15 protein-coding genes are annotated in these 13,648 nt (G+C 60.8%); 6 read left to right on the plus strand and 9 right to left on the minus strand.

Annotation, left to right across the window (positions count from 1 at the left end):
- Positions 1-446: TRAP transporter large permease subunit (locus ACQY7U_RS14050; protein WP_428645424.1), on the plus strand; the 446-nt coding region annotated here is incomplete at its 5' end.
- Between the two features lie 22 nt (positions 447-468).
- On the opposite strand, the gene ACQY7U_RS14055 is transcribed toward ACQY7U_RS14050, so the two are convergent.
- Entirely contained in the window at positions 469-723 is a 255-nt protein-coding gene (locus tag ACQY7U_RS14055) for a DUF1272 domain-containing protein (protein WP_428645426.1), read from the minus strand.
- Positions 724-916: 193 nt separating this feature from the next.
- On the opposite strand from ACQY7U_RS14055, the gene ACQY7U_RS14060 reads away from it, so the two are divergent.
- Positions 917-1,585 (plus strand): DUF1326 domain-containing protein, encoded by a 669-nt coding sequence (locus ACQY7U_RS14060; RefSeq protein WP_428645428.1) that lies wholly within the window; start codon positions 917-919, stop codon positions 1,583-1,585.
- A 30-nt stretch (positions 1,586-1,615) separates the two neighbouring features.
- Here the strand turns inward: ACQY7U_RS14060 and ACQY7U_RS14065 are convergent, their stop codons facing one another.
- On the minus strand, positions 1,616-2,329 hold the full coding sequence (locus ACQY7U_RS14065; RefSeq protein WP_428645430.1) for a M50 family metallopeptidase: 714 nt from the start codon (positions 2,327-2,329) through the stop codon (positions 1,616-1,618).
- A gap of 455 nt (positions 2,330-2,784) precedes the next feature.
- Between ACQY7U_RS14065 and ACQY7U_RS14070 the strand changes: the two genes are divergently transcribed.
- Positions 2,785-5,622, plus strand: a complete 2,838-nt coding sequence (locus ACQY7U_RS14070; RefSeq protein WP_428645431.1) for an MFS transporter — start codon at positions 2,785-2,787, stop codon at positions 5,620-5,622.
- Between the two features lie 123 nt (positions 5,623-5,745).
- A complete protein-coding gene (locus ACQY7U_RS14075; protein WP_428645433.1) occupies positions 5,746-6,750 on the plus strand; it encodes an ABC transporter substrate-binding protein in 1,005 nt (334 codons plus the stop codon).
- A gap of 182 nt (positions 6,751-6,932) precedes the next feature.
- Here the strand turns inward: ACQY7U_RS14075 and ACQY7U_RS14080 are convergent, their stop codons facing one another.
- A complete protein-coding gene (locus ACQY7U_RS14080; protein WP_428645435.1) occupies positions 6,933-7,280 on the minus strand; it encodes a winged helix-turn-helix transcriptional regulator in 348 nt (115 codons plus the stop codon).
- Between the two features lie 68 nt (positions 7,281-7,348).
- Here ACQY7U_RS14080 and ACQY7U_RS14085 point away from each other — a divergent pair, with 68 nt between their 5' ends.
- Positions 7,349-8,278, plus strand: coding sequence for a DMT family transporter (locus tag ACQY7U_RS14085; RefSeq protein ID WP_428645436.1), 930 nt, complete (start codon positions 7,349-7,351; stop codon positions 8,276-8,278).
- Here ACQY7U_RS14085 and ACQY7U_RS14090 read toward each other — a convergent pair.
- Complete coding sequence (locus ACQY7U_RS14090) at positions 8,270-8,584, minus strand: hypothetical protein (RefSeq protein ID WP_428645438.1); 315 nt, start codon at positions 8,582-8,584, stop codon at positions 8,270-8,272. The genes ACQY7U_RS14085 and ACQY7U_RS14090 overlap by 9 nt on opposite strands.
- On the opposite strand from ACQY7U_RS14090, the gene ACQY7U_RS14095 reads away from it, so the two are divergent.
- Entirely contained in the window at positions 8,574-9,347 is a 774-nt protein-coding gene (locus tag ACQY7U_RS14095) for an HpcH/HpaI aldolase family protein (RefSeq protein ID WP_428645440.1), read from the plus strand. The two genes, ACQY7U_RS14090 and ACQY7U_RS14095, sit on opposite strands and share 11 nt — an antisense overlap.
- A gap of 56 nt (positions 9,348-9,403) precedes the next feature.
- Here the strand turns inward: ACQY7U_RS14095 and ACQY7U_RS14100 are convergent, their stop codons facing one another.
- The 5 genes from ACQY7U_RS14100 to ACQY7U_RS14120 all read right to left on the minus strand — a co-directional run bounded on the left by ACQY7U_RS14100 (position 9,404) and on the right by ACQY7U_RS14120 (position 13,647).
- Positions 9,404-10,204, minus strand: a complete 801-nt coding sequence (locus tag ACQY7U_RS14100; protein WP_428645442.1) for an enoyl-CoA hydratase — start codon at positions 10,202-10,204, stop codon at positions 9,404-9,406.
- A gap of 21 nt (positions 10,205-10,225) precedes the next feature.
- Positions 10,226-10,675 (minus strand): OsmC family protein, encoded by a 450-nt coding sequence (locus ACQY7U_RS14105; protein WP_428645443.1) that lies wholly within the window; start codon positions 10,673-10,675, stop codon positions 10,226-10,228.
- 24 nt (positions 10,676-10,699) lie between these two features.
- Entirely contained in the window at positions 10,700-11,842 is a 1,143-nt protein-coding gene (locus ACQY7U_RS14110; RefSeq protein ID WP_428645445.1) for a glycine cleavage T C-terminal barrel domain-containing protein, read from the minus strand.
- Between the two features lie 145 nt (positions 11,843-11,987).
- Entirely contained in the window at positions 11,988-12,521 is a 534-nt protein-coding gene (locus tag ACQY7U_RS14115) for an Lrp/AsnC family transcriptional regulator (RefSeq protein WP_428645447.1), read from the minus strand.
- 94 nt (positions 12,522-12,615) lie between these two features.
- Positions 12,616-13,647, minus strand: coding sequence for a peptidoglycan -binding protein (locus ACQY7U_RS14120; RefSeq protein ID WP_428645491.1), 1,032 nt, complete (start codon positions 13,645-13,647; stop codon positions 12,616-12,618).
- Position 13,648: the final 1 nt, after the last annotated feature.

Here is a 13,648-nt window from a genome sequence, read left to right on the forward strand (position 1 = left end):
TGGTCCTCGGCATGGAGGTGCCCACGACGGCGGCCTACGTGATCTGCGTGTCGGTGGCGGGACCCGCGCTGATCCAGCTCGGCCTCGACCCCTTGCAGGCGCATCTCTTCGTTTTCTGGTTCGCGCTTCTGTCCACCATCACACCGCCCGTCTGCGGCGCGGTTTTCATAGCGGCCGGAATGGTCGGGGAGAACTGGTTGAAGGTTGCGATGTCCGCCATGGCGCTCGGCATCGGGCTCTACATCATTCCCCTTGCCATGATTGCCAATCCGGCCGTGATCGAGCTGACGTCGTCGCCCGGTCCGGCGCTGATTGCCTTCGTCAAGATCGGCCTGGGCCTTGCCCTGATTTCCTACGGCGTGATCGGCTATGAAAAGCCGTTACCGAAGCTCCTGTCGACACTGGCCGGATTGCTCGTCGTCTTTGTTGGTTTCGGCCTGAGCTGATCCAACACCCAAAGGACGGGGTCTAACCGCCGGCGGACCGCTGGCACCCTCCGGCTTTGACGATCCGCTCGGTTGAAGCCGGGTGCCGAAGAAGGGCGGCGGCCGGGCGGATCGGGCGTGGCTGAAGGTTCCCGCCGCAGTTGGGGCAGACGCCCTTTAGAACCTCACTGGCGCAATCGGCGCAGAAGGTGCATTCGAACGTACAGATGAGGGCTTCACCCGAGTCTGGTGGAAGATCCCTGTCGCAGCATTCGCAGTTCGGGCGCAGGTCCAGCATGTCTGCCTCATCTCAAATCGTTGATGGATCCGGCGGCGGCACGGAGGCCCTGCCACAGAGCCCGAGCATATCGCAAAAGGAACCGGGAGGACCGGAGAAATCCGTGTCGGGCGGCAAGGGGCGCTGCGTGAGGTGTGCTATGATGTGAAGCGAGGGGGCGCTCACTTCCGGCTCAGAAGCGAGGAGTGACATCATGACTGATCAATGGCTCTTCAGGAGCGAGACCTATGACAACTGCAACTGCGCAATCAACTGCGGCTGCCAGTTCAATCTTCCAAGCACCCACGGCTACTGCCAGTCGGCCTTTGTCGGCGAACTCGTCGAAGGTTATTTCAACGATACGCCGCTAACCGGATTGAGATGGGCGACGATCTACAAGTGGCCCGGAGAGATCGCCGAAGGTGGCGGAAAATGCCAGTTCGTGATCGACGAACGCGCGGATGCCGCGCAGCGGCATGCGTTGGAAACGATCCTTTCAGGCAAGGCCTGCGAACCGGGAAGCAACATGTTTGCCGTCTTTGCCTCCATGTGTTCCGATTTCTGCGAAACGCAGTTTCTGCAGATCGATCTGGAGGCGGATCTGGAAGCCCGGACCGCGCGGGTTGAAATCCCGGGCATTCTGATCAGCAGAGCCAGTCCGAAAATCAACGAATTTTCCGGCGAACCGTTCCATATCGCGATTGCCCGCCGCGACGGCAGTTTCGAATTCACCTACGCCGAGCTTGGCCTCGGCAGTACCGAGGTGAAGGGCGAAATGGAAATGTCCTATGAGGACAGCTGGGCGCATTTCTGCATTCATCACTTCAACCAGGACGGCATTGTCCGCCAGCCGTCGCGGCTGTCGGCCTGGCTCGGCATGTGAGCCCGGACCAAATGTGAGCGATGCAGCCGGTCAGCCTGACCGGGAGGATCTCTGTTCCTTTGTCCGGCTGAACCGGCCGAGCGGGATGTTGCTGTCCGGCCCGATGCCGTAGCGCAGGCACAGAAAGACGACCGCCAGGCTGAGAACCAGCCAAAGCCCGCCCCAGAACATCACCGGTCCGCCGAATTCCTCGGACAGGAGGAAGGCGTCCGACCGTTCCCCGGAACGGGCAATCGTATCGTCGAAAATGTCGTAGGGCACATAGAGCAGGCTGGCCAGGCCGATGATGCGCAGGGTCAGGTCGTTGGCCCCGTGGCCGAGGTAACGCGCCATGGCAAGAAGTCCGCCGCCGGTCAGCGTGCAGAAGGCCAGCGGAAACAGGTCACGGATATAGAGGCCGGTCACCAGAAGCGTAACGGCCCCGAACAGCCCGACGACGAAGCGGTCGGCTTCCGACCGCAAGGCAATCGTCAGCAGTCCTGCGCCAAGCACCAGCGAGCCGACATAACCTGCGGAGAGTATCAGAAACCGCGAACCGCCCCGGGTGATCGCATGGCCGCCCTGTTGCGGCGACAGGGAAATCTCGACAATCGACCCGCCGGTCAGCAGTGCGGCGAGGCCGTGCGAAAGCTCGTGCAGATAGACGATCATAAACTTGAGCGGAAGCACGACGGGCGTGGTCCAGAGGAGGAAGATCACCGTGATGAGGAAAAGAAGCTGCCAATGGCCCTTGAGAAAATGCATGTACCGCGCACCGATCAGTCAAACCATGTTTAGATAGCACTTGGCATCCGTCAGTCTTCCTGCTTCGCAGAAAGCAGGTCCACCTATTCTTTCGACACTTTCGACAGCGGTTGCAAGGCCTGGTTGACCTCTTCGCCGAAGTCCGTCACCCGGTAACCGCCGTCGCCCTGGGCGAGAAAACCGGCGGCGTGCAGTTCCCTCACCTGGACATTCGGAACCACTGGGAAATTGTCTCGCCCGCGTTCTGAAGCGCTCGGAAGGTCAGCCTGGCGGTTCTGCCCCGTCCTGTCGATGCATCCGGATCCGGCAATGTCAGTGTCAGGAATTTCACCATTGCCGCGAGCATTGAAATTGACAACTCGATCTTTGCCTAAGATGCTGGAAATAAAGCTCCGGCTGCCCGGCCGCAGCTAATTTTTTTGGTCCAAGGTTATTATCGCGGGGGAGGCCAGCATATGTTGTTTCGCAGCTGGCTGACGTTCACCGCGGTGATATTCGTGGTTCAGGTGATCCTCGGGCTGCTTGCCGTTCTGCAGCATGACGCGATCTATTCCGAACTGCTTCGCCAGCGCATTGCGGTCATCGCCCAGACCATCGTTGCCTCCTACAAGCCGATCGCCGATCTCGGTCTGCCGGTTTCGATGATCCGCAACGGCGATGCGGTTGTGTCCCGCGCAAAGGAAATGGACGCTGAAATCAGCGCCGCACATACGCTCAATCCATCGGGCATCATCGTCCACAGCACCCTGGATCCACGCCCCCAAAAGGTTCCGGATGAGGTCCTTACGGCCATGCAACTGGCCGAGACGGAGACGTGGGGAACGGAAACCGAGAGCGATGTCATCAGTGGACATAACATTGAGCGGGCCGACGGCGACACGGTCGCCGCAGTAGCCGTTTCCTATCCGAAGGACCGGCTTTCGCAGGCATCGGCCGCGATCTTCAGGAACATGGCGGTCGCCGGCATTCTAATCTGGGTCACGGTCTCCGCAATCGCCTACCTTGTGCTTCGGTTGCTGCTGGCCGGCCCCCGCCGGGCAATCGATCGCCTCAAACCCTTGCAGGACGCCGATCAGCGAAAGACCGGACCGCCGGCGGTGTCCGATGAAGGAGACAACAAGGACGTCGAAGAAGGCGTCTTTGAAGCAGAAGTGTCTCGTCTGAAGCACAATCTCTCGGAAGCCTCCCGTCAATATCAGTCCGCGCTGCGGTTCCTGACAGAAGACGCGAAGGCGGAAGAAGAGGACGCGCATGATGCTGCGGACCAGGGGGCGGCGCAAGACAGACAGGTACACTCGCCAAAGCGCACAGGTTCCCTTGCCGGCGTTCTCGCACTCAGGATTGCTCCGGCGGCGGGTATTGCCATTGTCTTTTCCGCGATCGTTCTCGGTTTGCTGGTCCTGCGCGATGTCAACCGGTCCATAGAGCCCGAACTTGCGGCGCGCGCCAACCTTGTGGGCGTCGTTGTCAGCGAAAATGTCCGGCGGGCCGTCGACGCAGGCGCGCCGCTCGGCAACTTGGTCGGAGCCGAAAACTATTTCGGCGACATGCTGACCCGATTGCCGGAAGTGGCCTATGTTGCGGTCGCGACAGGCCGGATCGTATTGGAGGCCGGTCAACGGATCGATCCCTATCTGGCGCCTCCGAGGCAGCGCAAGGATGTTCGCAGTCATCCGATCCTGCATCAGGGCGAAGAGATTGCCTATGTGGTGATCGACATAGACCCGGCCTTCATTGCAAAACGGTTTCGGGATGTCTTTCTCGACATGAGCGTCGTCGCTCTCGTCACCGCGCTCATCGCTTTTGAGATCATGGTGCTCCTGACAAGCCGGTCGTTGACCGCGCCTCTCGACCGGTTGCAGCGTCTGGCTGCGATGCAGGCGGCGGGAGATTTCTCCAGGACCGCCAAGCCGACTGCTTCGGGTGTGATCGCCGGTCTTTCCCGGCAATTGTCCGAGCGGGCGCATACCGTTCACGCCTCTGTCGAAAACGCGCTCGCAAATGCCGGTTCGGTGTTCAAAGGCATGCCTGCTCAAAGTGTCAGGGCGCGTTTCGGTTTCGATCACTTTCCGCCCGCACCGCTCAGGATCTCCTATTTCAACGACATCCGGCTTGCGCTGTTCCTGTTTGCCACAGCCGACGAACTGCCGCTGGCTTTTCTGCCGCTTTACACGAGGGCGTCAGAAAATCTTTGGCCTTGGCTGAACCAGAGCGTACTGCTCAGCTTGCCTCTGGCTGGATATCTGCTTGCGATCATCGTGGCATCGCCGTTCGCGCGCGGGTTGGGGCAGCGCTTCGGGTTGCGAACGCTGTTTCTCGCCGCGGGAGTTCCCATGATCGGTGCGCATCTGGGACTGTATTTTGCGCAAACGGCACAGGAGATCATCTTCTGGCGCTCGGTCACTGGCGTCGGCTACGCGCTCATCACGCTCGCATGTCAGGATTACGTGATCGATACGGCAACGCGCGAAACCCGCGACCGTCTGCTGGGGACGTTCACACTTGTGCTCTTCGGTGGTGTGCTGGCGGGTGTGTCGCTTGGCGGCGTTCTTGCCGACAGGCTCGGCCAGCAGAACGTCTTTCTGCTCAGTGCCGTTCTGATCGGTGTCTCGGCGGTCTTGAGTTTCTGGCTGATTGCGCCGGGCGCCGGATCAAACGCGGGCTCCGAGGACAGATTCAGTCTGCGCGCCATATTTGCCCCGCTGCAGAACCGGCGCTTTCTTGCCGTGCTGATGGGTGTCGCCGTCCCGATGGGCGTCATCATGCAGGCCTTCGTCTCCTACCTGGTTGCCTTGACCCTCGATTCCCTCGGAGCTTCCACCGCTGACATCGGCCGTGCGCTTACGCTTTATTTTATCGGTGTCATCGCCGCCGGTCCCCTCGGCGGTAGCCTGGCCCAGACTGGACTGCCGGTTCGCTATCTGGCGGTTCTGGCCGCATTGATGGCCGGATTGGCGCTGGCCCTGTTTGCCTTCCGGCCGGACGTCACGGTTCTGGTCATCGCGCTCGCGGTCTCGGGCCTCGGGTTCGGACTGGCGCGGGGGGCGCAGGTTTCCCTGGTGATGGCAGAGGCCGAAACCGGGCTGAAGGACGTTGGAATTGTCGCCGTTCTCGGTTCGCTGAGAACGCTTGAACGGGTGGGCAGCGTCGTAGGTCTTGTCGTCATGGCGGGGATTGCCGGGGCGTTCGGTTACACAGCTGCCATTGGAGCTATCGCGGCCTGGGTGCTCGCCGGGACTGTTCTGGCGGCAATAGTTTTCCTTCGTGAAGATCCGGAAAAGACGAGGGATTGAAGACGGGCCCTTCGGGCATTCGATGCGTATGGCCAAAGAAGACGGTTTCAGAAAACGGGATGCGCTCAAGCCTTGCGTAGGGTAACATTTTCCGGTTTCAGCATAAACGTGGGGGAAAATCACGTGTCGGGTTCTCGACTGCTTCTGGCTTTCGCCATTCTTTTATTCAGCATTGTTTCTGCCGTAGCGGAAGACGGTCGACGCACCATTCTGAGCGTTTTTTACGAAGGCTGTGAGCATCTGTGCCAGGGATTTCAGGATGCCATCGCAGAAAGCGGTTTTCCGGCGGATGTCGTTGTTCGTGATATCGACCAGGACAAGACAAGGTTGCCCGCGATTGTTGCCGAGGCGAAGGAAACCCGCCCCGACCTGGTGCTGACCTTCGGCACCAGCGTGACGCTTGGGGTGATCGGCACGTTGAACGATGTCGGCAGTGGCAGGTTCCTGGAGGACATTCCGGTCGTGTTCACGGTTGTTGCCGATCCCTTCGGCACCAATATTGCCGAAAGCTTCGAGGCCAGCGGCCGGCCGAACGTTGCCGGCACATTCAACCGGGCACCGGAAAGCGTGCAGGTGGCGGTTATTCGCCAATATGACCCGACTTTCCAGAAGCTCGGTCTGCTCTACCACTCCAATGAACGCAATTCGGTCCTCAAGAAGGAGGAACTGGAAGCGCTCGCGCCGACGCTCGGGGTCGAACTCGTGGCGATCGAACTCGATCCGGGAAACAAAGGTGCGCCCGCACCGGAGACAATCCCGTTGCGTATGGCCGAGTTGCGCGAACGCGGCGTTAAGTGGATGTATCTCGGTTCAAGCTCGTTCCTTCGGAAAAACGGGACGCTTTACACGTCCTCAGCCGTCGAAAACGGCATTGCCATTGTCAGCCCCTACGAAAGCCTCGTGCGCGAGGAACAGGCGCTCCTTTCCATCGCCGCCAGGTATTACGACATCGGCCGTCTTGCCGCGGACCAGGCGCTCCGCATCTTGCGGGACGGGGAAACGCCGGGCGATCTTCCGATCGCGCGGGCAACGGACTTTGCCTATGTGGTGAACATGGATGTTGCCAGGAAACTCGACAGGATCCCGCCTTTTGCCTTTCTCCAGATTGCCGAAGCCGTGACCCACTGATGTCAGCCAACGCTGGTTGGCATAACCCTGTTTCCGTCTGCCTTTCCGGAAATCGGGATTGCTGCTTTCGCCGAGATCCCGGCGGAGGCCGAAAGTGATGATGGCGAGGCTCGCCAGCAGTCAAAGGCCACTCCAGATAAGCGCCGGTCAGCCGAATTCCTCTGCCAGCATGCAGGCATTCGTCAGGCTTCCTGCTTCGCGGAAAGCAGATCCGCCCATTTCTTCGACACTTTCGATAGCGGCAACAACGCCTTGTAGACCTCTTCACCGAAGTCCGTCACCTGATAGCCGCCGTCGCCCTGGGTGAGGAACCCGGCGGCTCTCAGTTCCTTCAGCCGGGCATTCAGAACGGCCGGGGAAATCGTCTCGCAGGCGTCCTGAAGCGCCCGGAAGGTCAGGGGCCCCCGTTCCGTGAGTGTCCACAGAACCCCCATTGCCCACCGCCTCCCCAGAAGGTCGAACATCGCCATGATCGGGCTGCCGCTGCGCGAACCGCGCACGGCCTTTCCAGGAACGGGAATTTCGGTCACGGCCTCTCCTGTTGCTATTCTTTCGATAGCGCGCTATTGAAATCGTAGCATTTTAGGGAGAGCAGCCGGTGAGTGCAAAGGAATTCGGACTATGGGTCTTGCTGACCCTGCTTTGGGGCTGTTCCTATGTGGCCATCGACATAGGCCTTGAGGCCTTCGATCCGTTCACGCTTGTGTCCGGCCGCATGATCATCGGGGCCCTGATGCTTGTGATCGTTGTTTTCCTGGTGGATGGAAGCTTGCGGCTGAGCTGGCGGGGGTGGGCGATCGCAACCACGGTCGGGCTGACAGGAAACGTCTTTCCGTTTCTTCTGATCAGCTTTGCCGAACAGCACGTGAACTCCGGCCTTGCAGCACTCCTCATGGGCGTTGCCCCGATCGTGACGCTCGCGGTGGCGCCGTTGATTCACACCGACGAAACGCTCGGTCCCCTGAAGGTACTTGGAGCCGCTGCCGGATTCGGCGGTGTTCTGGTCCTGGTCGGACCCGAGGCGTTGAGCGGTCTGACCGGGGACCTTGTGCCGAAGCTCGCGCTCGTCCTCGCCGCGCTCTGTTATGCGTTCACCACCCTGTTTGCGCGCCGTTTTGCCTGGCCCAATGCGCGCCAGATGGCGGCTGCCTCCGTTCTGGTCGGGGCGCTGGCCATCGCGTCAGTGACTGCATTCAAACTTTCTTCGCACGGTCTGCCGGGCTTCGCGCTGCCCTCGGTGCTCGCCCTTGCCTATCTCGGTGTCGGGTCGACGGGTCTGGCCGCAATCCTCTATTTCCATCTGGTCCCGCGCATCGGCGCCACCCGTATGCAGCAGACCAACTACGTCATTCCGGTTCTTGGAACCCTTCTCGGCATCGCCGTTCTCGGTGAGGAGCCGGACTGGAATACCTGGCTTGCAATTCCGTTGATTCTGCTTGGGGTCTATCTGGTCTCCGGAAAACAGCGGCAACGGGTTGGGCGTTCAAACGTTTGGGCGGAAAAGGCACCGGCGGCACGTTCAGGCTAGCTCAAGGGAAAGGACACTGGCCATCTGCATTGTGAGCAGTCTTTTCATTGCAGGTTTGCCGCCGGTATTCCGCAACAGGCCGCCATCGGAGCGGAACAGAAGAGGCAGAAATAAACGCCCGGCGTGCAGAAGCAGCCTGATCTGGTCATAGGTCCAATCGTGGAGAACAATCGCCTCCAGCCGTGACGGGGCATCCGATCTGGGGCGGGCCAGTCCCCCCGCACCAAATATGTGTTGCTTTGGTTTTTGAAACGGCAAAAACTCCTCTGGCATCTGCTCCGAAGGGAGAACCGGCGTGAAACTCAAGGCTAAACTTGCAGATCCTGCGCACCTGTTGGCTTCGGAGGTATGCATAATTCCCTCCCCGACGTTGGCACAGGCGGTCGCGTCAGCAGGCCTGGATCTCATTATCATCGACCGGGAACATGCCGCGACCAACAACGAGACCCTGCATGCCATGATCATGGCAACACAGGGTACCGGCTGCGCGCCATTGGTGCGGGTTATCGATCACAACCCGGCAAATGTGAAACTTGCACTCGACATGGGGGCCGAAGGTATTGTGTTTCCGCTGGTCCGGACAGCGGAGGAAGCCGCCGCGTGTGTCGCCTCGATGCGGTATCCTCCCCTCGGCATCCGGGGGTGGGGTGCCTTCGTCGCGCATTCCCGGTGGGGTGTTCCGCCCATGGAATACCTTCCGGAATTTGGAGACAAGACCGTCTGCTGCCTGCTGATCGAGACAACCGAGGCGGTGCAGAACATAGACGCCATCTTCGCAGTCGATGGGGTGGATATGGCTTTTGTGGCGCCTTTTGATCTTTCGACATCGCTGGGTGTGTCCGGTCAGTTCGATCATCCGGTTTTCCGCGAAGCCGTCGGTAAGATCGAGGCTGCGGCAATGGCGGCAAAAATGCCGCTCGGCGGCGGCCCCGCGAACACGGAGGCGGAAGTCGAGGCGCTTTTTTCCCGCGGCTACAGGATATTTGGCGGGTTTGACATCTTCCAGATCAAGCGGGCGGTCGCAGACCTGGTCGGGTTTGTCGCGGCCCGCTCCCGGGCACCCGCATGAGCGACCGTTAAGGCCGAGAGAGCATCATCCGCTAGGTGGAAAACGCATGGCCCGCGTCACCGGTCCTGCCATTGGGGCGAGCGTTTTTCGATGAAGGCGCCGATGCCTTCTTCGGCGTCCAGGGCAAGCATGTTCTCGACCATCACCTCGGAGGCGTAGGCATAGGCGTCTGCCAGGGGCATCTCGCGTTGCGCATAGAAGGCCTGTTTTCCGATCGCGAGCGTCATGCTGGACTTGGACGCGATCTTGCGGGCCAATGCGCCGGTGGTCTCCTGAAGAGCCGCGGCAGGAACGACGCGATTGACCAGCCCGATCTCGGCGGCGCGGTCCGCGGAGGTCATGTCGCCGGTCAGCAGCATTTCCATCGCGTGCTTGTTGCCGACGTTGCGTGACAGGGCCACCATCGGCGTGGAACAGAAGAGACCGATGTGAACGCCCGGCGTGCTGAAGCGGGCGGTGTCGGCGGCAACGGCGAGGTCGCAGCTGGCGACGAGCTGGCAGCCCGCCGCCGTTGCAACTCCCGTGACCTCGGCGATTACAGGTTTCGGGCAGTTGACGATCGCCTGCATGAGGCCGGAACACATGGACATGATCTTGGTGAAATAGGCCCGGCCGCGATCGGGGTCGCTACGCCCGGCGGTCATTTCCTTCAGGTCATGACCGGCGCAGAAGGCAGGGCCGATGGCCGCCAGGACAATGACACGCACCGCCGGATCGGCTCCACCATCCGCGAAGGCCGCGCTCAACCCCGCCAGCATTGCTTCGGAGAGTGCGTTGCGCCGTCCGGCATCGTTCATGGTTAGCCGCAGGACGCCGTAATCATCCCGTTCACGTAGCAAAATATCCTTCTCTGGCACGGGCTATTCCTTTGCAAGGGCCTACAGAATGTTGACTTCGACGCTGTCGGCGAGCGAATTGGCGATGAAGCAGTAGCGATGCGCACGGCCCTGCATATGGCCCAGCTCCTCCGCGCTGACCTGAAAGCCGGTGTCGAAGCGCACCACCGGATGCAGGTCGACACGCGTGATCGACATCTGCCCCTTCGCGTTCTTGCCGAGATGGGCCACAGCATGGTCGTGATAGCTGGCCACGGGCCATTTGGCCTTGGCCGCCAGCGCGAGGAAGGTCATCATGTGACAGCTGGACAGTGCGGAGGCGAGCGCCTGTTCGGGGTTGGTGTTCGCCGGATCCCCGCCCCACTCCGGAGCGGCGTCCACCTGAACGTCAAAATTGTTGTTGAACGCAACCGTATGCTCGGCTGAATAGGCCCCGGGGTCCAGTTGCGGCTCCGCGCGCTGCCAATGAAGCTGGATCGAAAGGTCTGACATGTCCTGAAGTCCTTCCTCTGGTGATCAAGCTGCAGCGAGCGATTTTTTCGGGTCGTAAAAGGGGAACTCCACGATCCTGGCGGCGTGTGGCCCGTCGGCGGTCGCCACCACGACTTCGGACCCGAGCTGCGCGCAGTCCGCAGACACCATCGCAAGCGCGATGTTCTGCTTCAGTCTGGGCGAATGGACGGCGGAGGTGACCTTGCCGATCACATTCGTTCCTTTGGTGATTGGCCAGAAGGTGGTGTTGGGCCCTTTCAGGGGCGCCCCCTCGATAATGAGCCCGACCTGTTTGCGCTGCACGCCTTCTTCCCTGATGCGGCGCAAGGCAGCCTTTCCGATGAAGTCGGCTTCCATGTCGAGGGACACCAGCCGGTCAAGCCCGAGCTCGAAAGGGTTGGTGTGGATATCGGCGTCGGCGTGATAGGACAGCATGCCGCCTTCCACCCGGCGGATTGTGGAGGTGTGACCCGGCTTCAGGCCGAAGGGTTTCCCCGCCGCCATGATCTTTTCCCAAAGTTCGTCGCCGCGTGTGCCGTCGCGCAGGTATAGCTCATAACCCAGTTCGCTGGACCAGCCGGTCCGCGACACGATGAGCGGGATGCCGTCCAGCTCGACCTCCCGCAGCCAGTAGTATTTCAAATCCATGATGGTGTCGCCGAAGAGCGCCTTCATGACGTCACCCGATCTCGGTCCCTGCAGCTGCAGGGGCGATACATCCGGTTCGCGGATCGTGACATCCATGCCCGAATGCACGGCAACACCCTGCGCCCACAGCAAAATGTCGCTGTCGGCCAGAGAAATCCAGAAGTGGTTTTCGCCAAGGCGCAGCAGGATCGGATCGTTCAGGATGCCGCCGTCCGCATTGGTGATCAGAACGTATTTGCATTGTCCGACCGCCATTTTCGACAAATCGCGCGGGGTCAGCAGTTGCATGAATCTGGCTGCGTCCGGTCCGGTGATTTCAACCTGCCGCTCAACCGCCACGTCGCACAGGATCGCGTCATTGACGAGGTTCCAGAAGTTCTGTTCCGGATCGCCGAAGTCGCGCGGAATATACATGTGATTGTAGACTGAAAACGCCTTGGCGCCCCAACGGACGGTGGCATCGAAATAGGGAGACTTGCGGATCTGCGTACCGAACCCGAAATCGTCCGACTGTGTCATGGCTTCACCCTTCAGCGACACCGGCCATACTGCCGTGATGACTTTGAACCGGGTATTATCTTGCCTCAGCTGCCGCGGATGAGCGGACTGAAATCACGCCGTGGGAAGACCGAACGGGCTATTGTGAAGGGGCTTGGGGGGCCGCTCAGTCTGCCGTCCCGCGGCGCACGGTTTTCGCGGCCAGTTCCATCAGGTTGGGATGGGCGGATTTGATCTCGCGGGTCACGATGTAGGTCATGTAGCGATCGATCCCGAGCTCCGCTGTCAGCAGGGTTTCCATCAGGGCCTGAAAGGCGGCCAGGCTCGGAGTGAAGACCTTCAGGACGTAATCCGTGCCGCCACCTGTCGCGATGCATTCGGTCACCTCGTCCAGTTTGCGAATGCAGTCCTCGAACCGGTCGAAATCGGATTTGCGGTGATGGGTCAAGGAGACGGTCACGATCACCTGGGTGAAGTCGGCGATGCGGTCAAGCGCGATGTCGGCATGATAGCCGCGGATGTAACCGGCGGCCTTCAATCGGCTCAACCGGGCCAGGCATGGCGTCGGTGACAGATTGACGAGGTCTGCCAGTCTGGTCTTGCTGAGCTGACCGTGTTTTTGTACCGCTGCCAGGATGCGGATGTCGGTCGCGTCGAGGCTGAATTTGGGCATGCCTTCCGGTCTTTCACCATGAAACATCAGTCCGTTTTCCAACAATACGCATGAAACAGATTCTTGCGATAGCGAGGAAGGTCGTGATTTCGGTTTTAGAAGGATCCATGTGGCCGGAGTGTTACCGTTCGGTCAGCTTCAGCTCGATGCGGCGGTTCCTGGCAAGGGCCTCCGGGCTGTCGCCTTCCTCCAGCGGCTGGAACTCGCCGAAGCCGGCGGCGACCAGACGTTTGGGATCGACGCCCTTCTCGATGAGATAGCGGACCACCGAAATCGCGCGGGCAGCGGACAGTTCCCAGTTGTTGCGCAACCGGCCGGTCCCTGAAAGCGGCCGGGCGTCGGTATGGCCGTCGACCCTGAGCACCCAGCTGATCTCGTCGGGGATCTGCAGGCTCAGCTCCTGAATGGCCTCGGCCAGCTTGTCGAGCTCGGTCTGTCCGGCAGGATTGATGTCTTCCGAACCGCTGTCGAACAGCACCTCAGACTGGAACACGAAACGGTCTCCGACCACGGAAATGTCGGAGCGTTGCGACAGGATCTCCCGTAGCCGTCCGAAGAAGTCGGAGCGGTAGCGGGAGAGTTCCTGGACACGCTGGACAAGGGCGGCATTGAGGCGCTTGCCGAGGCTGGCGATCTTGGCCTGGCTCTGGTTTTCCTTCGCCTCGGCCGCTTCCAGGGCCGCATTGGCCGCGGCCAGCTGGCGCCGGAGCGCGGAGATCTGCTGGTTGAGCAGTTCCACCTGTGCGAGGGCTTCCTGGCTGATCTGCCGCTCATCATCCAGAAGGTTTTCCAGCCGGCTCGCCCGGCCGCCGGCGGCATCGGCTTCGCCGGAGCTGCTCTCAAGCAGCCCGAGCAGACGGCTCTGTTCCGCCTCCGCGCTCGACAGGCTGGCCTGAAGGCCGGAGATCGTGTCTTCCAGCTCATTGGAATTGGCCCGTTCCAGGGCCAGAAGTTCAGTCAGTTCGCTGATCTGCGTGTTCAGCCGGTTGAGCACCGTGTCGCGGCCGGAAAGCTGCTGGGAGAGGAAGAACTGGGCGATCATGAAGATCGACAAGAGGAAGATGATGACGAGCAGAAGGGTCGCCATGGCGTCCACGAAACCGGGCCAGTAATCCGTCGACTGGGCCCTTCTGCGGGCGCGCAGTCCTGCCAGT

Source organism: Roseibium sp. (assembly GCF_050301095.1).
In the GTDB taxonomy this organism is placed as follows: Bacteria; Pseudomonadota; Alphaproteobacteria; order Rhizobiales; family Stappiaceae; genus Roseibium.